Origin of the sequence: Flavobacterium limnophilum (assembly GCF_027111315.2) — a bacterium.
In the GTDB taxonomy this organism is placed as follows: domain Bacteria; phylum Bacteroidota; class Bacteroidia; order Flavobacteriales; family Flavobacteriaceae; genus Flavobacterium; species Flavobacterium limnophilum.
On sequence record NZ_CP114289.2, the window covers coordinates 2,331,136 to 2,356,867 of the forward strand.

A 25,732-nucleotide genomic window follows, 5' to 3' on the forward strand; every position below is an offset into this window, starting at 1 on the left:
ATGAAAAATAGAATGAGTAAATGGTTCAAAGTGATTTAAGAACCTGTTTGATGTGGTAAAATTTCTAGTGCCCCTTTAGTTCTAGAGTCTTTTTAAAATATATGGCTTTGGAAGCCATTGAAAGGATATTAAAAAACAGCATACGCAAAAGAAGAAAATCGAATTAGTCAAAAAGAAGATCCTAAAAAACATTTAATCATTCATCCGATAATAGTAAATCGCAAAGGATTTAGAAGGACTAAAAAAAGGATTATTATTGCTTGAAGATACTAAAAAAGGAAGTCTTTGGGTAATACATTAATCAATACAAAAGTGGGTAATAAATAGATTTTAATATCGTGCGAAAATAGATTATACTGATAACGAACCTTAATTATCCGTTTTCCCATACACTCTAAACTAAAGTGTAAACCAATTTTGAATAATTTCATTTTCAATATTCCTTTGACCGATAGGAATAAATTCATTTTTAACAGTATCATAACTATAATCATTTCCCCATTCTTTAAAATGAGTTGCCACAGCTGCAATGGAATCACAGACAAACTCAATTTCAGCATCGGTCATTGTAGGATGTATGGACATCCGAATCCATCCTGGACGATTGATAAGACAGCCTTCCAAGATTTTTTGTTCTATTGATTTTGAGGCATCCTGATCCACATTTAAAAGATAATGTCCATAAGTCCCTGCACACGAGCATCCTCCTCTGGTTTGTATTCCAAATTTATCATTCAACAATTTGACGATTAAATTATAAGACATCTTCAATATAAAATGAAAACACGCCAAGCCTGTCGGTATGATCTGGAGCAAGGATTTTTAAATTTTCAATCACAGAAAGCCTGTTGAAAATAATGGCATTAAGTTCGTGTTCTCTGTCCAGAATATTTTGAATCCCCATTGCTTCCTTTAATTTCATGGCTAACGCAATCCGTATCGTCTGCAAAAAACCGGGTGTTGCACCATCTTCACGGGTTTCTATGTCATCAATGTAATCATGGCCTCCCCACGGATTGGTATAAGTTACGGTACCGCCGCCAGGATTGTCAGGAACTAGATTTTTATATAATTTCTTGTTGAATACTAAAACTCCTGAAGTGCCTGGCCCTCCTAAAAATTTATGAGGTAAAAAGGTAATGGCGTCTAAATAATAGTCCACATCAGGATGCATGTCAATTGTAACATAAGGCCCCGAACAGGCAAAATCTACAAAGCACAAACCATTGTGTTCATGCATTAATCGAGCAATTTCTTGATAATTGGTTCTGATTCCCGTTACATTGGAACAGGCCGTTACTGCAGCAATTTTTATGGGATTGTCTTTATGTTCCTCTAGAAGTCTTTTAAGATTATCAAGACTTGGCAGTCCATTTGGATCAGCTCCAATTATCTTGACTTTGGTAAACAACGGTGCGGAAGGAATTGTGCTTGGCTGTACCGAGTTGCCTTTAATCATCCAAGAATCAGACGTTTTAGTTCCAATTTTTGACACAACGTTACTTCATTCAAATGCTGCCGTTGAGTTTATTTTAACATAAAAAACATCCTTTTTATATGGCCAATATTAAAATAATAAAAGCAACAATAAAAGACCTTGACCAATTACAAAAAATTGGCAGACAGACTTTTTACGAGACATTTTCATCAGGCAACACCGAAGAAAATATGATGAAATACTTAGATGAAGGATTTTCAATAGAAAAACTTACGACTGAATTAAATGACGAAAACGCTGAATTTTACTTTGCGACACTTAACGGAAAAGTGATTGGATATTTAAAACTGAACTTTGGACAATCACAAACCGAACTAAAACAAGACAAAAGCATTGAAATTGAACGAATTTATGTGATCAAAGAATTTCACGGAAAACAAGTTGGACAATTACTTTATGACAAAGCATTAGAAATTGCGAAACAAAATAAATCAGTCTTTGTCTGGTTAGGCGTTTGGGAAGAAAACCCAAGAGCGATTAATTTTTACAAAAAAAATGGTTTTGTAGAATTTGACAAACACATTTTCAAATTAGGAAATGATGAACAGACGGACATAATGATGAAACTAAAACTACAGGGTTAAAACTAAAAAAACTACTACTATTAGGACTTATTCAGCCTAAAAACCACCTTATTATCAAGCAGTTGTGCGTCACTTTGGTCGAGTAAAACGCTAAATAGAAAATGAAAAAATGAACGGAGAAAAAAATTTAGAAATACTTTTAAAAACAATGAAGCCTAAAATGAATTTAGGAGAATTTGTATTCTGTGAAGTCGAAAATTTAGAAAAAATAAAATTGAACGAAATTGTAATGTCTTTCAAAGAAGAAGAAAGTATTACAATAATTACTAAAAAAGAAATTGCGGACAAGTTAAATCTAAAATATTCTTTTATTGCTTCTTGGATTACATTAACAATTCATTCTTCATTAGAAGCAGTTGGACTAACTGCTGCATTTTCAAAAGCTTTGTCAAAAAAAGGAATTAGTTGTAATGTTGTTGCAGCATTTTATCACGACCATATTTTGTAGACAAAAAGGATACCGAAAAAGCAATGAAAATCCTAAATAAATTTTCAGAATAAATAAAAAAACGAATGCACAACAGCTACAACTGATTTGGGCAATTGGCTTAATGGAAAGTTGGTTTTGTTTTTGGGATGAATTAGCAAACCCAAAAACAGGGCTTAATTTAGTATCAAAATCACTGTAGTAGCAGGGTTACCCAAACCGTAAATACATTAAAATGGACATAATTATTAGAAAAGCGAAAGAAACAGATAACCAAAAAATTTGGACTTTAATGGAACAATTGGCTGTTTTTGAAAAATATATTGACAGTTTTACAATTACACCAGAGATTGTAAAAGAAAGTGGTTTTCGAAAAAAACCACCAGACTTTTTTAGCATCGTAGCAGAAGACAATGATAAAATTGCGGGAATGTTGGTGTATTATTTTCTTCCTTACACAGCTCAAAACAGACCAGCAATTTATATGAAAGAACTTTATGTGGACGAAAATTATCGTGGTCAAAAAATTGGAGAACAATTAATGAATGCTTTAAAAATTGAGGCAGAAAAAAATAATTGTGGACAAATAAAATGGACCGTTGCACCTTGGAACACTGCAGGACAAAAATTTTATGAACGTTTGGGGGCCAAGGAAAATAATGAATGGCTCAACTACGAATGGAATTTATAGTTTTAGGTAGAACGTCACAATAAATATTCAGATTAATATGAAAATCAATAGGCAACCAACATTAGAAACAGAAAAAATAATCCTTTATTCGTTGCAGGAGAAAGATTTTGATGAATTATATATCGCAGCTTCCGACCCCAAAATATGGGAACAGCATCCCAATAAAGACCGTTGGAAAAAAGAAATATTTAAAACATTCTTTGACGGAGCAATACAAAGTAAAGGTGCTTTTAAAATTGTAGATAAAGCCACGGGAAATACAATCGGAAGCACACGATTTTACGATTACAACGATCTGGAAAACAGCATATTTATTGGTTATACATTTTATACCATAGAGTATTGGGGTAAGGGTATTAACTATTCCGTAAAAGTTACAATGCTAGATTACATCTTTCAATTCGTTTCAAAAGTATACTTCCATATTGGGGCAGACAATATCCGGTCACAAATTGCCATTGGTCGTCTTGGTGCCAAAAAAATTACAGAGCAGGAAGTAATCTATTATGGTGAAACACCCAAGCTGAACTATGTGTACGAAATCAGTAAGGAAAAATGGCAGAAGCTAAACAATAAACGACAAAAAAATGAATAGAATTTATTGAAACCATAAAAGTTACAATTCACAACATTGACTAATTACAAAAAATTGGGTGACAAACATTTTTTTAAATTAGGAAATGATAAATAGACAGACATAATGATGAAACTAAAAATAAACAAACTTCACCACTACCTAAGCATAACAATATAGCTAAACAAACTATGAACTAATAAATTTGTATAAAGCATTCTTTGTCTTAGTTTCAAATCTTGTACTAGTTAAGGTTACAAGTTTTATTTACAATGAATTTCGTTCGATATAATTGAATGGATTTTTAGAGATTTCCTTTTTGTTGTTCAATACAAGTTTTGCAGCAGCTACGCCCATACCTTTAAAATCAGTGCTGATTACCGTAATTCCCAGAAGTGCTTTCAAAGGGGTTTCATTATATGAAATCACGCCTATGTCTTTGCCCATAACCAAATTTCTCTCCCTGATTTGTTGCACTAAATGAACCAGGTCTTCTTCCTCAATTGTTATGTAAGCTTCATTAGATTCGAATTCCAGGTCATCGTAAATTTCGTCCAAGATTTCAAATTCAAAACCATATTGTTCGCAAAATTTTATAAAGCCTACCAGAATACCAGTCGGATAGGGAAATATCAATTTAGTGGGATACACTAAAATTATTTTTTTGTATTTTTTTAGTTTTTCAAGACCTTCTTCCAGTGCGTGAATAATATCTTCTTTATAATCTTGATAAATAGCAGCAAAAGTTCCCGAAATTTCGGTGTATGAGTTGTCTATTATGATGAGTTTTTCTTTAGGAATAGTTTCAATAGCCTTGATTACTTTTGGAGTATAGCAAACATGATTTTGGGCTTTACTTTTAAAATGGGGCATAATCACGAAGTAATTATAACTATTGCTGTTTTTTTTTAGGGCATTAATGAAAAGGCGTTCCTCACAATAGTAAAGACACATATCTACATCTGCTTTACTGCCTATTGTATTGACAAAGGCATTGTAGACTTCCATTTTATAGGAACTAGGTTTGTTTATCAGAAAAAAAACAGTAATCTTGGATTCAGAATCATTACCCATCGTGAAATTACCTATACCCTTAACAGCAAAAATTAATTCCCGATCTCGCAGGATTTTGTATGCCTTTTCGATAGTGTCTCGCGACAATGATAAAGAGTCGCTAAGTTCATTAATTGAAGGCATTCGTATTTCTTTTTTTATTTTACCATTCAAAATGTCTTTAGCAATGCTATCTGCAATCTGGATGTATTTGGGAACGCTTGAATCCTTGTTGATGTTAACAACAATATTTGTTGTTTTTTCTGTTATTTCTTTTTCTGCTCTCAATTGATAAGTCTTTAATTTTTACTACTATTTTTTTTTTCAATAGTTTCTTTTCCTTTGGCGAACTTCTCAGATTAACTTAATATTAAAGTTGAACAAAATCAATTAGAAAAGTTTTTTTTTAAATTCATATATTATTTAGGAAAATTAAAATAGTTGACTGCGTTTTTGGAACAAATACCTTCAACCAAATTACCGATTAAACTCATATTGTTAGGTAATTCCCCTTTCTCAACCTCGTCGCCTAGCACATTGCAAAGTATGCGTCGGAAATATTCATGTCTTGGAAAAGAAAGAAAACTTCTTGAATCAGTAACCATTCCCACAAATCGGCTTAATAAACCAAAATTGGACAACACGTTCAGTTGTTTTTCCATACCGTCTTTTTGGTCCAGAAACCACCAAGCTGCACCATATTGCATTTTTCCGGCAACTATTCCATCGTTAAAATTGGCTGCCATCGAGGCAAACATTTCACTGTCGCGGGGATTCAAATTATATACTATGGTATTGGCCAGTCCTTCACATTGGCTTAATTTACCAAAAAACTTGCTCATGTTGTCCGCCATATTCAAATCGCCAATGGAATCAAATCCTTGATCCGGACCAATATCTTGCAACATTTTGACATTGTTGTTTCTAATGGCACCAACGTGAAATTGCTGTGCCCAAGATTTTTCTTTGTTCATCAAAGCCAACTCAAACAACACTGCCGATTTGTATTTGTTAATCTCCAAAACGGATATTGTTTTACCTTTTAATCCTTTTTCAAAAATTGCAGCGACTTCGGAAGCAGAATAATCCTCCCCATAAAAATTGGTATGACCATGATCGGAAATACGGCACCCCATTTCGTGGAAGAAATCATGTCTTGACTGAAGCGCTTTTATAAAAGCCGAAAAATCATATATGGGGAAGTTTACACTTTTTTCCAATTTTTGTACCCATAATACAAATTGCTCGCCTTTCTCAATTTCTGTTGCTTTGTCTGGCCTAAAGGAAGGGAGAACGGCTATTTCAAAATTTTCATCTTTCAATTGTTTGTGATACTGCAAATCATCTGTCGGATCATCGGTAGTACCCGCGACTTGAACATTCATTTTGCGAAGCAGGTTTCTTACGCTGTATTCCGGTTTTTTCAACAACTCATTGCATTGATTATAAATTGCCTCAGCGGAATTTTCATCCAATAAAGTCTTGATTCCAAAATAATTCTTGAGTTCCAGATGAGTCCAATGGTACAAAGGGTTCCTTAAAGTATAAGGAACCGTTTCTGCCCATTTGGAAAATTTTTCATAATCGGATGCATCACCGGTAATAAATTTTTCATTCACTCCATTGGCACGCATCGCCCTGTATTTGTAATGGTCGCCATCAAGCCAAATTTGGGATATATTTTCGAACTGTCTGTCCTTTGCAATATCCTTTGGCGATAAATGACAATGGTAATCTATAATGGGTTGATGCTTTGCATAATTATGATAAAGCGTTCTTGCCACTTCACTATGAAGCAAAAAATTATCAGTAATAAATATATTTTCAGGCATATTGTTTAAAATAAACTTCGTTCTATTCCCATTTCTAATCCTCTTAATTCAGCCAAACCTCTTAAACGACCAATTCCTGAATACCCTGGATTGGTTTTTTTATTCAAATCGTCCAACATTTGATGCCCGTGATCCGGACGCATTGGGATAATTCTATTCGTTTGTTTTTGTATTTTCAGAATCGATTTGACTACCTCATACATATCTACATCCCCTTCCAGATGGTTGGCTTCGTAGAAATTCCCCTCGGCATCTCTTTGGGTACTTCGCAAATGGATGAAATTCATTTTATCCCCGTGACGATCCACGATTCCAGGCAAATCATTTTCGGCAATCACTCCGTAAGAACCCGTACACATACAAAATCCGTTGGATGGAGAATCAATGGCATCTAGCAATTGTTTCAAATCCGCTTCCGTGCTCACGACTCTAGGCAATCCTAAAATGGGATAAGGTGGATCATCGGGATGTATTGCCATTTTTACACCTACACTTTCTGCCACTGGCACGATTTCACGCAAGAAATAATACAAGTTTTCTTTTAATTTATTGGCATCGATACCGTCATACCCTTGAAGTACTTTCAAGAAATCCTCCACTGAATAGGATTCTTCTGCGCCCGGTAAACCGGCAATAATATTTTGTTGCAGTTTTACTTTATCGGCATCAGTCAACTTTTCGAATGTGGCTTTTATTTTCGCTTTCTGTGCTTCTGTATAGGTGTTTTCTGCTCCGGGTCTTTTTAAAATAAACAATTCAAAAGCGGCAAATTCATTGATATCAAAACGCAATGCTTTGGAACCGTCCGGCATTTCATAAGACAAATCAGTTCTAGACCAATCCAAAACAGGCATAAAATTGTAACAAACAATATTAATCCCACAAGCTGCCAAGTTTCTGATGCTTTGCTTGTAATTTTCTATGTATTTCAAATAATCGCCTGATTGTTTTTTGATGTCCTCGTGAACCGGAATACTTTCTACCACGGAAAAAGTCAATCCTGCCGCTTCCACTTCGTTTTTCCTCTTCATGATTTCCTCCACTTCCCACACCTGTCCATTTTTGATGTGGTGCAAGGCGGTAACAATTCCGGTGGCTCCGGCTTGTTTGGCATCGGATAACTTCACGGGATCATTGGGTCCGTACCATCTCCATGTTTGTTCCATAACTTAATGTATAAATATTTAAGTACTATTTTTTAAACTCCGCTAAACGCGCTAAAACCGCCGTCGATAGGAATAACGACACCCGTCACGAAAGAGGATGCGTCATCACACAAATAAAGGGTGGTGCTGATCAAGTCTTCCGGTTCTCCGAATCTTCCCATGGGGGTTTGGCCAATGATGGTGTTTCCTCTTGCCGTCAATTCGCCGTTTTCCGTAGTCAACAAAGCACGGTTTTGATCGGTCAAGAAAAATCCGGGAGCCAAGGCGTTTACGCGAATTCCCACTTTTGAAAAATGGACTGCCAACCATTGCGTAAAATTGGATACCGCAGCTTTTGCACCGCTGTATGCCGGTATTTTAGTCAAGGGAGTAAAGGCATTCATCGAAGAAATATTCAAGATGCTGCAGCCTTTTTTGCCTATCATGTCTTTCGAAAAAACTTGGGTCGGCAATAAAGTTCCGATAAAGTTCAAATTGAAAACGAATTTGATTCCTTCGGCATCCAAATCAAAAAAAGTTTTGAAACCTTCGGTGTCATTCAGCAAGTCTTCCTCCAACAAGAATGGATTTGAAGTGGTTCCCAATGGATGGTTTCCTCCTGCTCCGTTGACCAAAATATCGCAGCTTCCCAATTTCTCGTTGACTTCTTTTTTGGCTGCTTCCAATGAGTTTCTTTCCAACACATTGGCGGCAAAGCCAATGGCTTTGCCCCCTGCTGCATTGATTTCGTCGGCAACTCGATCTGCCGCATCTTTTTTCAAGTCCAAAACGGCTATTTGGTAGCCCTGTTTGGCCAATGCTTTGGCCAAGGTGCCACACAAAACACCTCCTGCACCTGTTATAACTACTGTTTTCATTTAATGTTTTTTTGTTTTTTAAATTATGTATTTATTGATTTGACAATCAATTCCAATGACTGAAAATGCCATTAAAAATTTATTGTCAAGAACCATTAAATTATTTCACCAATCCTTTCATTTTTTTACTGATGAACGCCGCTGCCGATTTTGGATTTAACCTATAGTAGAAATCCAAAAATTTGGAATCTGCCCCTACCAAAATCCTGTATCGATTATTTTCCATCCCCCCAATTATTATCTCGGCTGCCTTGGAAGGCAATGTCAATAATGCTTCCTGCATTTTGGATGTTGGTTTATTCTCCACAGCAAGACCTGAATTCCCCATTATGTTGGTGCGAATGGCTCCTGGAAACACTACAGAAACCTTTACACCAGTATTCGCAAGTTCCGAATTCAACCCTTCGGTCAATAACTTGACAGCTGCTTTTGTTGCGCCATAAATCGTTTGACCGGGAACAGGAAGAAAACCTCCCATGCTGGAAATATTGACAATATGTGCTTCTGGGCGAGTTAAAAGATGAGGCAAAAACGACTTCGTTACATATAGGGTTCCGTAGAGATTAACCTGCATTACGCGTTCTATTTCATCGTAACCCAAATCGTTCAGTTTTATAAAAGGTTGAATAATTCCTGCGTTATTAATTATGCCGTCCACATAACCAAAGTGAGCAATAGCATTATCCGCCAAAGTTTCTACATCCTGCCTGTTTGTTATATCTACCACAAAAGTTTTTAATGAATAGCCCAGCATTTCTGCTGTCGCAGCAGTTTCCTTCAATGCCGATTCATTTCTATCCACAGCAATTACCTTTGCTCCTTTTGAAAGAAGATGGAAAACTAATTCCTTTCCCATACCGTTTCCTCCGCCGGTCACTACAATTACCTTGCCTTTGACTTTCATACTTTTTCTATTAAAATTGATGTGTTTTTCCTAGCACTTGCTGATCTATTTTATTCTTTATGTTATACTCTATTTACTGATTTGTTTCACAAATTTTAACAGCAAAGGAAAAGCAGGTATAATCATATTATGGTCATAACCTTGTAATTCATATAAAGTAACTCTATCATTACCAACTAATTTAAACATACGAGCGAAATATGCATTCTCTTCATAACGTCCTAAAAGTTCCATTTCACGATCTCCCGTAATTAAAAGGATTGGAGGAGTAACTTTTCTAACAAAATATAGTGGAGCATATTTGTCTATTAAAGGCTGTGTATCTTTTATCCCATTTTCCTTTCGCACGGTAAAATGGGTAATGGCCTGTCCGCTAAATGGAATTAGGCCGGCAATCTTGTTCGAATCTATGCGGTACTTAGCTAAATACGCAGTATCAAGGGTTATCATCAATCCTAAATAGGCACCGGCAGAATGTCCCGAAATAAATATTGAATCCGGATTACCGCCAAACTCCGCTATATGATTAAAAACCCAAGCCGTTGCTGCCGCTGCATCCTCAATATAAACGGGAGCTTTTACTTTTGGAGACAATCTATAATCAACTCCTACAATAATATAATTGTTGTTTTTTAAAGCTTCAGGTATTTCAGTTCTCCCTCCTGTAAGTCCTCCACCATGAAACCAAATGATAGTTGTAGCATTTTTAACTTCCTTTGGATAGTAAATATCCAACACGCACTTCCTTGCTGCATAATCATCATTTTTAACATCAGAATCCGAATAATAATTCACATCCGTTTTAGTTAAATATTCTTGAGCCTGAACAAAAACTCCACAAAAGAAAAAAATGGATAGAATAATTTTTTTCATACATATACAATTTAAATTAGTTTGATAAAATTTCTAAAATAGGTAAGCCATAAGCTATTTTATGGTTATTATTTTTGTTCCTTTAGTAATTCCAGATTCATTAAATGCATCAATACTGAAATAATATGGTATGCCTTTATTTAAACCTGTTAAATCAATATAATTCTGGTCATACACCATAACCGAAGCATATAACTTATTACTCTCTGTACCATAGTTAATTACAAAGCCGGTCGCAGAACTGTCATTACTCCATTTAACTAAAGCTTTTCGTGAATCTTCAGCATCCCTTTTAACATTAAATTCATTCACTCTGTTTGGTTTTTTCCCCTTTTGTATTCCAAAAATTCTCAAATCAAAAATCGAAAATTTACCACCACCTGGCACTACATTCGTATTTTCAATTTTGATGTACTTGGCTTTTATCGGATTTTCGAGTTCAATATAATCGTGACAAGCATCCTTGGTGTTGTTATTTCTGTCCGCTACAACTTTCCAAATCTTACCATCAAGTGATGACAAAACACGATAATTGTAAATGTTCTTTGAATTTGAATCCAACGATGCTTCATTATCTGCAAAATTGATCTGAATAGCATTGATTGTTTTTACATTTTCATCTAATTCTACACTAAGCCACTCACCTTTATTACCTGTACTAGCAGACCAATAAGTCTTAACATCCTCATCAAAAGCGTTGGTTTCCGGATATTGAGTCAATGTAGAAGATGCACTAGCTTTTTTATGATAGGATAATAGCATCCACCCCGTGAAAAGGTTTTCCTCTTTAATCCCTGTTTTTACAGATGGCATTTTCAAAGGATAATCACCAAATGCAGTGTAGGTACGTAAAACACCATCCTTGTCAAAACTAGCCGGAAACAAGCCCAATCGACGTTCAAAATAACCACGAACACCAATGTTCAAGCTTGTTACATGCCAATAATTTCCATATTTATCTTGAAATGTCGAACTGTGTCCAGCACCTCCAATAAAACCGCCAGGTTTATAAGAGAAAGGACTATAATTTTCATATTTAAAGGGACCTAAAGGTGAATTTCCTGTATAAACACCATCTGCATAAGTCTTGAATTGTGTTCCGTTAGAAGCATATTGAAGGTAATACTTTCCCTTGTATTTTGTCATCCAAGCTCCCTCGTTGAAGCCATTTTTTCCTGATTCATTTTTTTCTCCAAACACTTCCCATCCATGTTCATCGGGATTGTGTTTAATACAAACGACTGGTTCCGTTTTAGGTTGCATATTTTTGTCTAATTCAACCACTCGTATTGGCTCTTTTTCTAAATTGGAACAGCCCCAGTATAAATAAACCTTATTATCATCGTCTTGAAAGAATTGAGGATCCCATACGTCCATAGGTAATTTTTTATCCATTCTCTTCCAATTATCCTTAAAAGGATTAGTCGAATAATAGATATAATCTTTCATTCTGGAAGATGCTACATAATATACAGTATCTTTAATAGTAATAACTCCAGGAGCATATTTTTGAATTGCAGGTAGGCTTTCAACAGCTAAAAACTTCCAATCCATCAAATCATCAGAATACCAATATCCACCACTGTGAGAAGCAAATAACAAGTATTTATCTTGATACCTTATTATTGCAGGGTCTGCAGCCTCTCTATAATTTGATTGAAACCTATAATTTAAATTTATTGGATTACAAAAAGTACTTTCTCGTTTTGACACTTTTTCAGTTCCTTGTCCAAAGACAATTGTACAGCCCATCAAAACACTAAAAAAAACCATTATTTTCTTCATTACAATTCTCTTTATTTTGTTACAATCTCTATTAAACTTTCAGTTAAATCTTTTGCACTTGCTTTCAATATAATCTTACCCGAATTTCCCTTTGGTCTGATTATTACCTGTCCTTTTCCGTGAAACACTTTCTTCTTTGGTTGTTGAAAACTCGACAAGTCTTCAGTATTTCCATTGCCTACACCAACTATCTCAGCATTGCTGGAAATAGCATAGTTAATTTCGATATTGTCAGCATAAGGAACAACATTGCCCTCGGCATCTACGACTTCAACCGAAACATAGGATAAATCATTAAGGTCTGCTTTTATTTTCGTTCTATCAGCTTTTAAACGAATAGATACTGGCTGACCAGTTGTTTTTAGAACAGTTGACACCACTTCTCTTCCATCGGTAAATCCTTTTGCAACTAAAGTTCCTGATTCATAAGGAAGCTCAAAGTTTACCGTGATTGATTTATCAGGGACTATTTGCTCACCAATCACTTTTCCATTAAGCTCTAATTTTACTGACTGGCAACGGGTATAAATAACCACATTCATTTTTTGGTTTTCTTTTCCAGGCCAAGTCCAGCTTTTTTGCTCATCTGCCCATCCCCACCGCGTTTTAAACAGAAACATATTCTCTGGTACGGGAATTTTGACAAGCATTTCCATTTTGCTTCTTTCCCATACGACATCCCTGTAAAAAGAAGCTGCATTTTTGTTGCCTATAATATCAAAATCACCGCATTTTGCCGTATAAGTTGGCCATTCCACATTTATCATTTCATCTTTTTTTGAAGTAAATCCATATATACCGCAACCCACTTCACCAATATAATCTATCGCAGTCCAAACAAAACTGCCCAAAACATAGGGATTTGCTTTGGCTATTTCCCAATTCTCCAATGCCAGTTCGGGAAAGGTTTCTGTTCCAACAATCACACGATCCGGGAATTCTTTATGACTCGGTTCATATTTTTCCAATTGGTAATTGTATCCTGCAACATCCAAATCCTGAAATATCGCAGGCGTTTTTTTATCCCATTGTGGGGTACGACAAATAGCTTCTGTTATTTTACGTGTCGGATCCAATTCACGGACTCTTTTTACAAGCATTCTTCTGGTATCCATCCCTATCGAATCGGCACGGTCAGGTACTTCATTCCCTATGCTCCAAAGAACAATTGAGGGATGATTTCTATCCCGTAGAATCATATTGGTCAAATCCTTGTTCCACCATTCTTTAAAATACAAGTGATGATCTTCTCCTGTTTTTGAGCGCAACCACATATCGAAAGCCTCGTCAATGACCAACATACCCATTCGGTCGCATATATCAAGAAACGTTTGCGAAGGGGGATTGTGACTGCAACGTATGGCGTTATATCCATTTGTTTTCAATAACTCAATTTTGCGTTCTTCAGCACGGTCGATTGCAGCAGAACCCAAAGGGCCATAATCGTGGTGTATGCAACCTCCTTTTAATATTACTCTTTTTCCATTGATGACAAGCCCTTGTTTTGCATCAATTTTAATATCACGAACTCCAAAAGTTGTTGTTAAATTATCCTGTTGTTTGCCATTAACAAAGACCGTTGTTTGTGCATTATATAACTGAGGCGTTTCAGGAGACCAAAGCTTTGGATTGCTAATATTTATTTTCTGGTTGACTTCTGTTTTGCCATTGGCTGCAAGCATCAGATTACTTTTGGTTGTGCCTGCTATTTTTCCTTTGGCATCAATCAAATTGGTATTTAATGTAACTTCCATTTTTGTTTTCCCTTCATTCAGAATAGTGGTAGTCAAATGAACTTCAGCTAAAGATGAAGTGACTTTTGGTGTGGCAACATTTACACCCCAAACATCAATATGAATTGGATTTACAATATTGAGAAACACATGACGATAAATACCGGAGCCGGTGTACCAACGGCTGTTCACTCCCTCATTTTTCACCTGGATCGCAATCACATTTTCTTTTCCTGAAGCCAAAAGATAAGGGGTCAGATTGTAATAAAAAGGCGTGTAACCATTGGGGTGATTTCCTAAATGATGTCCGTTTATCCACACGTCAGAATTCATGTAAACTCCATCGAATTGGATGTACACAATTTTCCCCTGTTCATCTGGTTTTAAAGTAAAGGTTTTTCGATACCATGCGGTACCGCCGACGGTATAACCGGTATGATGTCCGCTTACGGCCTCTTTTGAAAAAGGCCCTTGAACACTACCAGGAGTTTGATTTGGTAAATCTTCAATGCTCCAGTCATGAGGGACATCCACTTTTCTCCACGAAGACGCATCAAATAAAATATTCTCGACACCCTTTACATTACTGTCTTTTTTGAAATGCCAGCCTTCATCAAACGATTTGTGAACTCTATTGGCAGCTGTCTGAGCCAAGACATTGGACATAAAAAGGTTGACAACTCCCACCAAAAGGTTTATTCCGATAATTTTTACAATTCTAATTTTCATATGTATAATCATTTGATCTTTCTAACTTTTATCCCATTTATTCCCACAATGCCATTTTTGGCAATGAATTCTATATTTAACCCACTGTCGGTATAAATTATGGTTGAGAATTCATAAGCCGTTAACTCCCCTTTGATTTTCTTTGGATTCAGGTCATCCGCTATATTTTGTCCATTAATCATTATATCAAATTCAGCAGTGCCGGATACATTCACTTTATTGACATCGTCCTCCTTGCCCAATTCATAAACTGAACTTTTTGATTTTATCGACAAATCTGCCAAACAGAATGTTATTTCATACTGACCAAAGGGAACATCTGCTTTGAAGCCCTTTGCACCAATACGCTGAGTTTGAAACAAAGGATCCTTTATTGTTTCTTTTATATTATCGGCAACGCCTTCTCGATATTCGATACGGTCATTTTGGTTAACAAGAAATTTTCCACCGATAAAGCCATAGCTCTCTTTTGTAAATTCCCTATCGGGCATCCAAACCGCTTTTTCTTCTTCGTCCAAGAAATACAAAGAACTACCAGCATTGACCCTGATTACATCTCCGGCTATCATCTGGTTTAAATCAGATGGTATCAGATTAAAATCCAGCACATGAAAGTCTTTTACAATTTCTCCATTCGAAGCAATGCCCGAAACTTCAATCTGGTTTTTGCCATTTCTAAAAGGAACATCCCATTCTGCAGAATAGTCATTTACTTTTTTTCTCCCCAACGAATTTCCGTTGATTGATAATTCTACTTCATTTGTATTTGCATAAACGACAATCTTTTTGGTAGAGCTGCCTGGACTATTTTCAATCCCACTATGATAACTCCAATTTTTCATTCCAATGTTGACCACTGGTTTATTCGCCAGAACAGCATCATAAAAATAGAATGCATCTTTTGGTATTCTTCCATAAGAAACAATTCCCTTATTATTAATAAATGGATTGGTATCACCTCGATAAGGCGAACTAAAATCGGCAAAATTCCAAATGAAAGAACCCGCAACAAAATCATTATTGTAAATACTTTTCAGCCATGCTTTATGTACCTGAGCCTGATATTCAAGGGAAAAATCAAACCTTCTCGGATTATCTGCGCGCAAACGAGGATCTGCTCCTGCGCCATATTCGGAAATCATTAAAGGCTTGTTACCCGATAGTTTTTGCATTTTTTTTGCACTGACAACCAAGGAATCCGGCACGCCAAAATACCAACCCTGATATAAGTTTGCTCCTATATAATCGCCAATCTTGTTTACTCCCGAGGATTCATATCTATCGGTTTTGTAATGTATGCTTTGCGTAGTAAATCGAAATGGATCCAGTGATTTTGCTTTTGCATTCAGGGAAGAAATATTTTTTTTAAGATAATTGTCATACTCATTACCCCGTTCAGACCCTATTCGACCTTTTGCCAAAATACAGATTTCATTACTCAACCCCCACGAATAAATCGATGGATGATTATAATCCCGTGTAATCATCTCAGTCATCACCTGATGGCAGTTCTCCGAAAAAGCTTCTGACTCGGTAATTGAATTCACTAATGGAATTTCCTCTATTACTAAAATGCCCAAACGATCACAGGCATTCAGAACTTCAGGGTCGTGTGGATAATGCGAACTGCGGTAACAATTTGCTCCCATCTCTTTAATCATTTCCAAATCTTTAATCAGTAACTCATTGGAAACAGCACTGCCAAGTCCTTCAAAATCCTGATGTTTACTGACTCCCGTAAGCTTTAAATGTATTCCATTAAGGAAAAATCCTTTTTGGGGATCCATGCTAAACCATCTAAATCCTAGTGGATTTACTACTTGGTCTATGACACTACCTGTTTCCTGATCCTTAATTTCAGAGACAACCGTGTACCTATTAGGTGAATCTGGCGACCAAAGGTCAGGTGCGTTTACTTTTCCAGCAAGACTTATTTCATTCACACCGGAATTAGCCGAAAGCACAACATTTTTGGAAATCGTTTCAACTAGTTTTCCATTGGATGAAATAATACGATGCACCAATGCCAACTTTTTCTTCTTATTAGTTTCATTCAATAAACGGGTTCGAATATTCAATTCACCCATTGTTTCCATAACATTTGGTGTGGAAATCAAAACTCCATTGGAACCATTGTTTAATACATCAAAATGGACAGGATTAGTAATAATTACATAAACATCACGATAAATCCCACCATAGAAAGTAAAGTCCATTGATAAAGGTGCAATAGTATCATCAGACTCATTGGTTACATCTAAATCAATTGTATTTGTTCCCTCTTTGGCAGATTTACTGATATCAAAAGCAAATGAAGAATACCCCCCTGAATGCTTTCCAATACTATTCCCATTCACAAACAGGGTAGATACTTGATTGACTCCTTCAAAATACAGAAATATTTTCTTGTCCTTAAGTTGATTCAACTCAAAGATTTTCTTATACTTTGCTGCTCCTCGATAATACTCTCTTCCATCCACCGAAGCATCCTTGTTATTCCATGTATGCGGGACATTGACTCTGCTAAAAGTCTCTTCTTTCCCAATTTTAAATTCCCAGTTATTGTTTAATGACAACTGATTACGAGTCGTTTGTAAAATATTCGTTTCTTTATGTAAATTAGACTGTCCATATACTAAGCCGTAACTCATTATCAATAAAAACAAAACTGGAAATAGGCTCATTCTTACCAGTTGATACTTATATCTCATTATTAATTTCATTACTACTTAATTTATTTTTACTAAACAGTCTTTTAAAAATTATTCTAAAAACTCAATTTATATCGAAATCTGTTATACAAAACCCCGTTAAATTCATTAAAAACAAACTCAATAGGAATACATTTTTATTTTAAATATTTTTACTTCTCCCGGTTTGATGATTGCTCCTCCTAATGCCGTTTCATCTCCATTGATTCTATGGGTTTTCATTTTGCCTTTTTCAAAAGTAATTTCATCAATCGAAGCATAGTCATTGTACAATGCTTTATTCGATTTGGAACTGCTAACCGTTACCTGAATTCCGCCAACACCACCTGCAACCAAAAATTCATTGTTGCTTAATTTTATTACTATCAGTCCTGCTGGACTTTTATCATCCTCACCTTCTATTCCAAATCTTCCACCAGTCTTTTTAAAAAGTCCTGCCGAGGAAAATCTTGACACATAAATATCATAATCTCCCATTCCAACAGTTGCTTCGGTATTCCCCTCTCCCAGATACAAAGCCGTCATGTTGTCAGTTCCCCTGTTTTTTATTATTTCCGGTGCAATATTCTTCAAACAACCATAAACATTTTTAAGGGAAACATCTTTTAAATCTGCCGTGTTAAAAATACCATGCCCGTCAATACCAAATGGAGCATAACCTAAAGCATCATATTTACCAAAGGCATACAATGCCCTTGCCGAACTGGCCAATCCCGTTGTAGTCTCAGGGATAAAAAGTGGATTTCCGGATAATGAAAACTCCTGACATACCCAGTCAAACTCTTCCACTGCATAAATATCCGCCGCTATTAAATCGATAGCCGGAGCGGCAGCTCTCCAGACATCAAGAACCTGGGGCAATGGTCCTCCTGATGGATATCTACCCGGATTAGTTGATTTTGGCTGTTTGATCCATCCATTTGCAAACATGGGCAATGCATATTCCTGTTTTCCTTTTTGCGCAATTTCTCCAGTGTATTTGGCCAAATTCCAGGCCATAAATAATTCTTCCGTATAGAAACTATAATTTGTTTTCCATTCTTCTCCTTTATATTTCTCTCCTTTTCCAAAAACCTCTTCCCATGTTCCAGTCATTTTACTGCCGTTGGCTTCCCAAGTTTTCAATAATCCAGGGTATAAGGTGCTTTTATTTTTACCCAAATAATCCATCAATTCCTTTGGAACTTGTGATGTAAAAGCCTTAGTGGCCGTTTCGCTATAATCTCTTGGAGATCCCAGTATCCCTACTTCATTTTGCACCTGAACCATAATCACGGTTTGATTTTTGCCGTCCACTTTTTTGACATAATTCATTAATTCAGAAAAGGCTTTGGCATCAGCTTTAAGCGTATTGTTGCCAAAGGCTGAAAGTGTATTCAACAACCTTCCGCCTTGAGATTCCATCAGTGGATATTTTGCAGTATTCCCCTTTATCCATTCTGGAACATAAGTGGATTTGGCATTTTTCCAGCTTCCAAACCATATCAAGACCAACTTTAGATTCTCTTTTCTGGCACCGGTAATCATGCTGTCGACAAGCGTGAAATCAAATTTACCCTCTACAGGCTCTATAAGTTCCCAAGAAACAGGGGCAATAACCGTGTTCAAATTATTTTGTTTCAAATTGCGCCATATGGGTCTCATATAATGCGTGCTTCCTGCACTGGAATTGTGCAATTCCCCGGAAAACATCAAGAAAGGTTTGCCATCCACTATCAATTCCGTTTTTCCGCCGACTTTTTCAAGTCGAGGCAAACCGTTTTTTTGAGAATTGGCAGAAGTCATGATGAATAATGCCATTAAAAGAAGTATTTGTTTCATTTGTGTATATTTTATTTTCATTGGAGTTCGATGATTATTCAATTGCTTGCGCAAACTTGTTGTTAATGGCAGTTTCATAATAAATTGATTTTAAGTAATCTTGATTAAATATGTTTTTTTAAAAATTCAGCACTCAACTGAAAAGACTTTACAGGTGAGTTGTCTATCCAATTTCTATGTGTTTCCAAAATAATGGCTTTCACTCCATTTTTTTTGGCTGCTTCAATCAATGCTTTCAGGTTTATGTTTCCATAGCCCAATTCCATTCCGTCCGATTTCACTATTGATCCTTTACTGCCTTTTACTCTGGATCCCCGATCATTAATGTGATACAATTTCATCCTTTCTCCAAGAGTTTCCATTAAGGCAACAGCATCGCAACCAGCTTCGATAGCCCAATAGGAATCAAATTCAAAATTCACATATTGCGGATCCGTCTTTTCCAGCAACAACTGATATGCCGTCTCCCCTGATTCTACCTTACGAAACTCACAATTGTGATTGTGGTACAGGAGTTGTATACCACCGGCATTCAACAGTTTCCCTGCCTGGTTTAATTTGTTGGCCAAATCCGTCACCGCCTTTTGGCTGGAATAATCATGGCGAAACATTCCCGTAACAACAATATAATCGGTTTTATAAGTTCTAGCTTCTTCAATTATTTCAAGAGGGTCTTTCAAAATACTTCCCAAATCCTCGTGAATGGCCACTACTTTTAAACCCGATTCCGCAATCAACTTTTTCCAGTCAAGTCGCCCGCTGAATCCAATTGGCATACCCGCAAGTTTGGTCAAAAGAGGAACAATCAAAGGCATTTTTTTTATCATGAAACCATTCAGTTCTATCCCTTCGTACCCAGATTCTTTAACTGCCTGCAATGTTTCCCTTGCTTTTTTTTCACTGCCCAACGCAGTCCGAAGTTGAAATTGTTGGATTGCTTGAATTGCCATCTTTTTTATATACTTTAGCTTACAATTTTATTTCAAACTCATGTGAACCAGAACCTATCTCCATCGTAGCATTGTTGGATGAAGGATTGTTTTCCAATGTACTTCCATTCTTTAAACCAATAATATGGGCATTTGCAGGCAATACTATTTTAGCTGTAGTATTGGCAGGTACTTTGACTTTTAGTACTGCTTTATTATCTGGAAGAATGTTCCATTCAGATGAAATTTCACCATATACTGACTGGTATTTTCCTTTTGCCTGGGTAATCTTTCCAGATTTGTCAAATACGGGACTGATGATAATTTTCTTGAATCCAGCTGCGTTCGGGTCTGCATTAATACCTGCCATTGCACGATAAATCCATTCCACAACAGATCCAAAAGCATAATGATTATAGGAATTCATGGACGCTTCCACTTTATCACTATCCCAACGTTCCCACCAAGTAGTTGCTCCATTCTTGATCATGTACCCCCAAGATGGATAGGTTTCATTGAGCAACAATCGGTAAGCCACATCTGCTCTTCCATTTTCAGACAATGCAAAGAGCAAATAAGGAGTTCCCAAAAATCCTGTGGACAAATGCCAATTACGTTCTTCAATTGCTTTTACCAATTTGTCCGTTACAGTTGCTTTTAGGGCATCGGGAACCATTCCGGAATGCAAGGCAATAACATAGGAAGTTTGGCTTCCAGATCCCACTTTCCCATCTGGAGCTATAAATTCTTTTTGAAATGCCGCTTTTATTTTGTCTCTTAAGTCCAAATATTTTTTTGTTTCTTCCTCTTTCCCTATTGCAGTTGCCATCTGGGACATCATATTGGCTGTCATGGCCCAAAGACCTGTGCTAATTAAATTATTCTGCGTGGTTGGATCTGGAGCGAGCCAATCTCCCAAGTATCCTCCGGGACGGATATAATTTTTACTCATCGCCGCTACATAGTCCATATAACGAACCATGGCTGGCCAATTTTCGTAAATAACAGTCTTGTCTCCATACTGCATCCAAGATCCCCAAGGAACAACCACTCCGGCATCTTCCCAGCCTGGCGAGCCATTTTTTCTGTTATTTTTGGGTACAGCTGGTGCCGTGTTTGTAAATCCACCATCCACGGTTTGTTCGTCTTTGATATCTTTCATCCACTTATGCGTGAAAGCTGCAATATCATAGTTATAGGTTCCTGTTCTCCAAAAAACCTGGCCATCTCCCGTGTATCCCATTCTTTCATCTCGCTGAGGGCAGTCGGTTGGTACGCTAATAAAATTGCCACGTTGTCCCCAAATTCCAAGTGAATACATATCGTTTATTAAAGTGCTTGATGTATTTACAAAACCAGTAACCTCATCCACCGAACTTATAACTTCGGCAACAATATTTTTGTCGGTAAGTTGCCCCGGGAAACCAGATATTTCAATATATCTAAACCCATGAAAGGTAAAATGTGGGGTAAATTCTTCTTCACCTTTTCCTTTGAGCACATAGTTGTCCGTTGCAGATGCATTTCGAAGATTATCAACAAATAAACTATCTTTTGAACTTAATTTTTCAGCAAACCGCATTTTTACTTGTGTACCAGCATTTCCTTTTACCTTTAATCGTGCCCAACCTACAAGGTTTTGTCCCATATCAATAATCCATCGCTGATTTCCGGTTTTACGGATTTCAACTGGTTTTACTATTTGGGTTACCTTGACCGTGTTATTAACCTGAGGAGAAAGGTTTTCATAATTGCCTTCCACGGCAGCAACAGCACTCCAGCCTTTGTCATTAAATCCCGGATTATTCCAGCCATTCTGTTCCAATCTGGCATCGTAAAATTCCCCTGCATATATCTCGGACATCAGAATTGGAGATGAATTTGCTTTCCAGGAATCATCCGTTATCATTTTATCTTTTGTTCCGTCAGTATAATTTACGTGAATCTCTGCCAACAACTTGTTTGAAGTGGTACCATAAAGATCATATTCGCCATTCCAACCAAACGGGCTGCCGTACCAACCGTCTCCCAACAAAGATCCTACTGCATTCGTGCCATTCTTCAACAAAGAAGTTACATCATACACTTGGTAGGTTAATCTCTTGTTGTAATTGGTAAATTCTGGTGTCAATACATTATTTCCAATACGCTGTCCATTAACATACATTCTGTAAGTACCCAATGCCGAAACATACAATCGAGCCGATGCCACGGTCTTTTTTATTTTAAATTCGCTTCGCAAATAGGATGCCGACTCTGAAAGTGGTCCTGGATCCAAGCCGAATTTTGGATCATTCAATTCTCCAACCACTTTAGGCGATTTCCAGTCGGTCTCATTATTGTTTTTAGACATCCAACTATTGCTTGAAGTTGGAAAGTTTTTGATATTGCCATTCTTTGCTTCCATTCTTAACAGAGCAGCAAAAGCAGAATAGTTCCCCGGATATGCTTTACCTGTACTTTGTGAAAACGAGGCAGTTCTTACACTTGAAACTTGCACTTCAATTGAGTTTTCCCCTGGTTTCAAATATCCTATGAGTTCCTGACGTTCAAACGTTTGCCAAGCTTTAGTTTTTGAAACTACCCATTTTCCGTTTACAAACAACTGATAATCACCTCGTGCCACTATCTGCAAGGTTGCCGTTTTGGGCAACTCATCAATATTCACTTTTAATCGAAAACAGGCCTTGGTTTTTGACGGCACATCTGTTGCATCTTGATTTGCCAACCAAATCCAGCGGATATTTTCACGATCCGACTTTACTTCATTATGAGTATTCGAAATCCATTTGGCAGTCCAATCCTTGGTATTTAAAATTCCCATTTCCCAAAAAGCAGATTCTGACCACAACGAGACATTCCCCTTGTTATCCCATACCCTAACTGCCCAATAATATCTTTTTTGGGATTCCACTTTTGGTCCCGCATAAGGCATGGATACAGATTCACCACCTACAATTTTTCCACTGTTCCAAACATCACATTTATTTTCCGTTAAAAGCTTTGGACTTGTTGAAACAATTATCTGATAAGCTGTTTGCAAATAATTATTTTGGGTCGTGCTTAATTGCCATGATAAACTTGGATTCCAATTTCCAATACCCACGGGGTTTACCAAATAATCACATCTGAGGTTTACGGGTACTGTTTGTTTTTCAGGAATAGAGTTATTCCCCTTTACCTGAAAAACAGCAAACAACATCATCCAAAAGGCAAAAATGCCCAACTTAATAGTTTTCTTATTATAAATCATAGTTCAATTATTTTAAAAACATCTAAAGAAAATTCTATTTCTTCCAAACAAAACTTGCCTGCATTACCTCCTCTGAATTGGTGCCGATATAAACGTTAAACTTTCCTGACTCCCAATCCCATTTCAATTGGCTGTTGTAAAATTTCAAATCTTCGGGTGTAAGTACAAAAGTCAATTCCTTAGTTTCTCCAGGTGATAAAAATACTTTTTGAAACATTTTAAGTTCTTTTACAGGACGTGTAACCGATGCCACCGGGTCGTTTAGGTAAAGTTGTACCGTTTCTTCTCCTGCATATTTACCACTATTGGTAATCTTGATAGTAGCTTTCAGTGTTTTATTATTTCCTGTAAGCAATTCATCACTCAATACTATTTTATCATAAGTAAACGTGGTGTAACTCAACCCAAACCCAAAAGGATATAGAGGAGTGTTTTTCATGTCAAGGTAATTAGAAACAAAGTTTTCTTTCTTCCCCTCGGTATATGGTCGTCCCGTATTTTTATGATTGTAATAAATTGGAATCTGACCAACAGAACGTGGAAATGTCATGGTCAATTTCCCTGAAGGATTATAGTTTCCAAATAACACATCGGCTAAAGCATTTCCTGCTTCATTACCCAAACGCCAGGTCTCCAATACTGCATCTGCATAAGGCAGATCCTCTTCAATAGTCAATGGACGTCCATTAACCAAAACCAGAACTACAGGTTTGCCTGTTGCTTTCAAAGCTTTCAAAAGTTTTCTCTGGCATTCCGGCAATGAAATATCGGCAAAGCTTTTTGCTTCACCAGACATTGTTTTCGATTCTCCAAGAACCGCAACAATAACATCCGATTTTTTGGCAACTTCAAGAGCCTCGGTTTCCATTTTTTGTTGCTCCTCTTCGTTATAATAGCTGCGTGTTTTTTTTATAAAAACTGGATTGTCCGTATTGAAACTTCCTGCACTAAACACTACATTAGAATTTTGTTTCTTTATGCCATCTAAAAATGAAACAACAGTGTTGGTTTCTCCTGCAAAAGCCCACATACTTGACATTTCTGCCTGATCATTAGCCCAAGGTCCAATAAGTGCAATCTTGGTGTCTTTCTTCAAGGGCAAAGTCATGTTTTCGTTTTTTAGAAGCACTATTGACTTGAGTGCCGCTTCTTTTGCAACCTGAATATTTTCTTTGGTCAAAAAAGACTTTTCCGCTTTTTCAAGGCTGAAATTACGATACGGATTTTCAAAAAGCCCCAATTTATATTTTGCTTCCAAAACTCTTCGGCAGGCAACATCAACTTGTGCCAAAGTAATCTTCTTTTCTTTTAATAATTCCGGTATGGCCGCTCTCATACTTTCACTTGCCATATCCATATCGACCCCGGCATTGAGTGCCATTTCTGCAGCCTGCTTATAATCTTCTGCTACCCCATGGGCAATCATTTCCTGAATGGCGTTAAAATCAGTAACCACCAAACCTTTAAAACCCCATTGCTTGCGCAATAAATCCGTCAACAACCATTTATTTCCAGTAGCAGGAATACCATCAATTTCATTGAATGAAGTCATTATACTTCCTGCACCGGCATCAATGGCGGCTTTGTATGGCGGAAGATAATTCTGGTACATAGTCAAACGACTCATATCGGTTGTATTATAATCTCTTCCAGCTTCGGCAGCTCCATACATTCCAAAATGTTTTACGCAAGCCATCAGGGAAGTTTCATTTCGAAGACTGGTTCCCTGATATCCTTTTACCATGGCAGCTCCAACCAATCCCCCCAGATAAGGGTCTTCTCCTGCTCCTTCCATCACCCTGCCCCAACGAGGATCTCTAGTAATATCAACCATTGGAGAATATGTCCAGTTGTAACCAGCGGCAGAGGCTTCAGTGGCCGCTACTCGGGCAGTTTGCTCAACAAGAGTTGTGTCCCATGAACAGGCAAGGCCAAGTGGAATAGGAAAAATTGTTTTGTACCCGTGAATGATATCCAGCCCATTTAGAAACGGAATTTTCAGGCGGGTACTATCGGCAAGAATTACTCTGGAATGGACTGATTTCGGCGCTCCTAAAATGGCATACACATTCCCTGCTGAACCCTCCTTCAATTTTTCAAATGTATTCTTGGTTGCAAAAGGACCTGTCCTGGAAACCGGGGTAACCAGGTTCATCTGTCCGAGTTTTTCCTCCAGCGTCATTTTTTTCATCAATGCCGTGATAAAAGCATCCATTTTCTTGTCATCACTGTTCTGGCTCTGTGCAGAAACAGTGCAGAACAGCAGAGTAAAAAGAAGACATATACTGTAAAATTGTGTGTTTTTCATCATT

Annotated in this window: 17 protein-coding genes and 1 pseudogene; 4 read left to right on the top strand and 14 right to left on the bottom strand. The window is 36.9% G+C overall.

Translation table 11 applies throughout. The annotated features are described in order from the left end of the window. Nucleotides 1-399 precede the first annotated feature (399 nt). A pseudogene (locus OZP13_RS09575) lies at nt 400-1,399 on the bottom strand (aminotransferase class V-fold PLP-dependent enzyme); the annotation flags it as partial. A gap of 158 nt (nt 1,400-1,557) precedes the next feature. Here OZP13_RS09575 and OZP13_RS09580 point away from each other — a divergent pair. From OZP13_RS09580 to OZP13_RS09595, 4 genes are all read left to right on the top strand, one after another. Next, nucleotides 1,558-2,082: a GNAT family N-acetyltransferase gene (locus tag OZP13_RS09580; protein ID WP_281296977.1), complete on the top strand. Its 525-nt coding sequence runs from the start codon at nt 1,558-1,560 to the stop codon at nt 2,080-2,082. A 109-nt stretch (nt 2,083-2,191) separates the two neighbouring features. After that, nucleotides 2,192-2,530, top strand: a complete 339-nt coding sequence (locus tag OZP13_RS09585) for an ACT domain-containing protein (RefSeq protein WP_269239922.1) — start codon at nt 2,192-2,194, stop codon at nt 2,528-2,530. Nucleotides 2,531-2,744: 214 nt separating this feature from the next. After that, nucleotides 2,745-3,200: a GNAT family N-acetyltransferase gene (locus tag OZP13_RS09590; protein WP_281296978.1), complete on the top strand. Its 456-nt coding sequence runs from the start codon at nt 2,745-2,747 to the stop codon at nt 3,198-3,200. Nucleotides 3,201-3,237: 37 nt separating this feature from the next. After that, entirely contained in the window at nt 3,238-3,795 is a 558-nt protein-coding gene (locus tag OZP13_RS09595; protein ID WP_269239926.1) for a GNAT family N-acetyltransferase, read from the top strand. Nucleotides 3,796-4,041: 246 nt separating this feature from the next. Here OZP13_RS09595 and OZP13_RS09600 read toward each other — a convergent pair whose 3' ends face one another. The 13 genes from OZP13_RS09600 to bglX all read right to left on the bottom strand — a co-directional run bounded on the left by OZP13_RS09600 (nt 4,042) and on the right by bglX (nt 25,731). Beyond that, nucleotides 4,042-5,115, bottom strand: coding sequence for a GntR family transcriptional regulator (locus tag OZP13_RS09600; RefSeq protein ID WP_281296979.1), 1,074 nt, complete (start codon nt 5,113-5,115; stop codon nt 4,042-4,044). Between the two features lie 131 nt (nt 5,116-5,246). Continuing rightward, entirely contained in the window at nt 5,247-6,659 is a 1,413-nt protein-coding gene (gene uxaC, locus OZP13_RS09605; protein WP_281296980.1) for a glucuronate isomerase, read from the bottom strand. Nucleotides 6,660-6,664: 5 nt separating this feature from the next. Further along, complete coding sequence (gene uxuA / locus OZP13_RS09610; protein ID WP_281296981.1) at nt 6,665-7,825, bottom strand: mannonate dehydratase; 1,161 nt, start codon at nt 7,823-7,825, stop codon at nt 6,665-6,667. Between the two features lie 32 nt (nt 7,826-7,857). Then, nucleotides 7,858-8,682 carry an SDR family oxidoreductase gene (locus OZP13_RS09615; RefSeq protein ID WP_281296982.1) on the bottom strand — a complete coding sequence of 275 codons (825 nt, stop codon included), beginning with the start codon at nt 8,680-8,682 and terminating at the stop codon, nt 7,858-7,860. 100 nt (nt 8,683-8,782) lie between these two features. Next, complete coding sequence (locus tag OZP13_RS09620) at nt 8,783-9,586, bottom strand: SDR family NAD(P)-dependent oxidoreductase (protein WP_269239930.1); 804 nt, start codon at nt 9,584-9,586, stop codon at nt 8,783-8,785. Nucleotides 9,587-9,655: 69 nt separating this feature from the next. After that, a complete protein-coding gene (locus tag OZP13_RS09625) occupies nt 9,656-10,459 on the bottom strand; it encodes an alpha/beta hydrolase (protein ID WP_281296983.1) in 804 nt (267 codons plus the stop codon). Nucleotides 10,460-10,513: 54 nt separating this feature from the next. Beyond that, nucleotides 10,514-12,244 (bottom strand): family 43 glycosylhydrolase, encoded by a 1,731-nt coding sequence (locus OZP13_RS09630; RefSeq protein ID WP_281296984.1) that lies wholly within the window; start codon nt 12,242-12,244, stop codon nt 10,514-10,516. Nucleotides 12,245-12,255: 11 nt separating this feature from the next. Further along, entirely contained in the window at nt 12,256-14,706 is a 2,451-nt protein-coding gene (locus OZP13_RS09635; RefSeq protein ID WP_281296985.1) for a glycoside hydrolase family 2 TIM barrel-domain containing protein, read from the bottom strand. 8 nt (nt 14,707-14,714) lie between these two features. After that, entirely contained in the window at nt 14,715-17,429 is a 2,715-nt protein-coding gene (locus OZP13_RS09640; RefSeq protein WP_281296986.1) for a glycoside hydrolase family 2 protein, read from the bottom strand. Nucleotides 17,430-17,537: 108 nt separating this feature from the next. Next, nucleotides 17,538-19,238, bottom strand: a complete 1,701-nt coding sequence (locus OZP13_RS09645) for a GH35 family beta-galactosidase (protein ID WP_281296987.1) — start codon at nt 19,236-19,238, stop codon at nt 17,538-17,540. A 104-nt stretch (nt 19,239-19,342) separates the two neighbouring features. Next, nucleotides 19,343-20,188 carry a sugar phosphate isomerase/epimerase family protein gene (locus OZP13_RS09650; protein WP_281296988.1) on the bottom strand — a complete coding sequence of 282 codons (846 nt, stop codon included), beginning with the start codon at nt 20,186-20,188 and terminating at the stop codon, nt 19,343-19,345. Nucleotides 20,189-20,207: 19 nt separating this feature from the next. Further along, nucleotides 20,208-23,420: an alpha-L-rhamnosidase gene (locus OZP13_RS09655; protein ID WP_281296989.1), complete on the bottom strand. Its 3,213-nt coding sequence runs from the start codon at nt 23,418-23,420 to the stop codon at nt 20,208-20,210. Nucleotides 23,421-23,454: 34 nt separating this feature from the next. After that, complete coding sequence (gene bglX, locus OZP13_RS09660) at nt 23,455-25,731, bottom strand: beta-glucosidase BglX (protein ID WP_281296990.1); 2,277 nt, start codon at nt 25,729-25,731, stop codon at nt 23,455-23,457. Nucleotide 25,732: the final 1 nt, after the last annotated feature.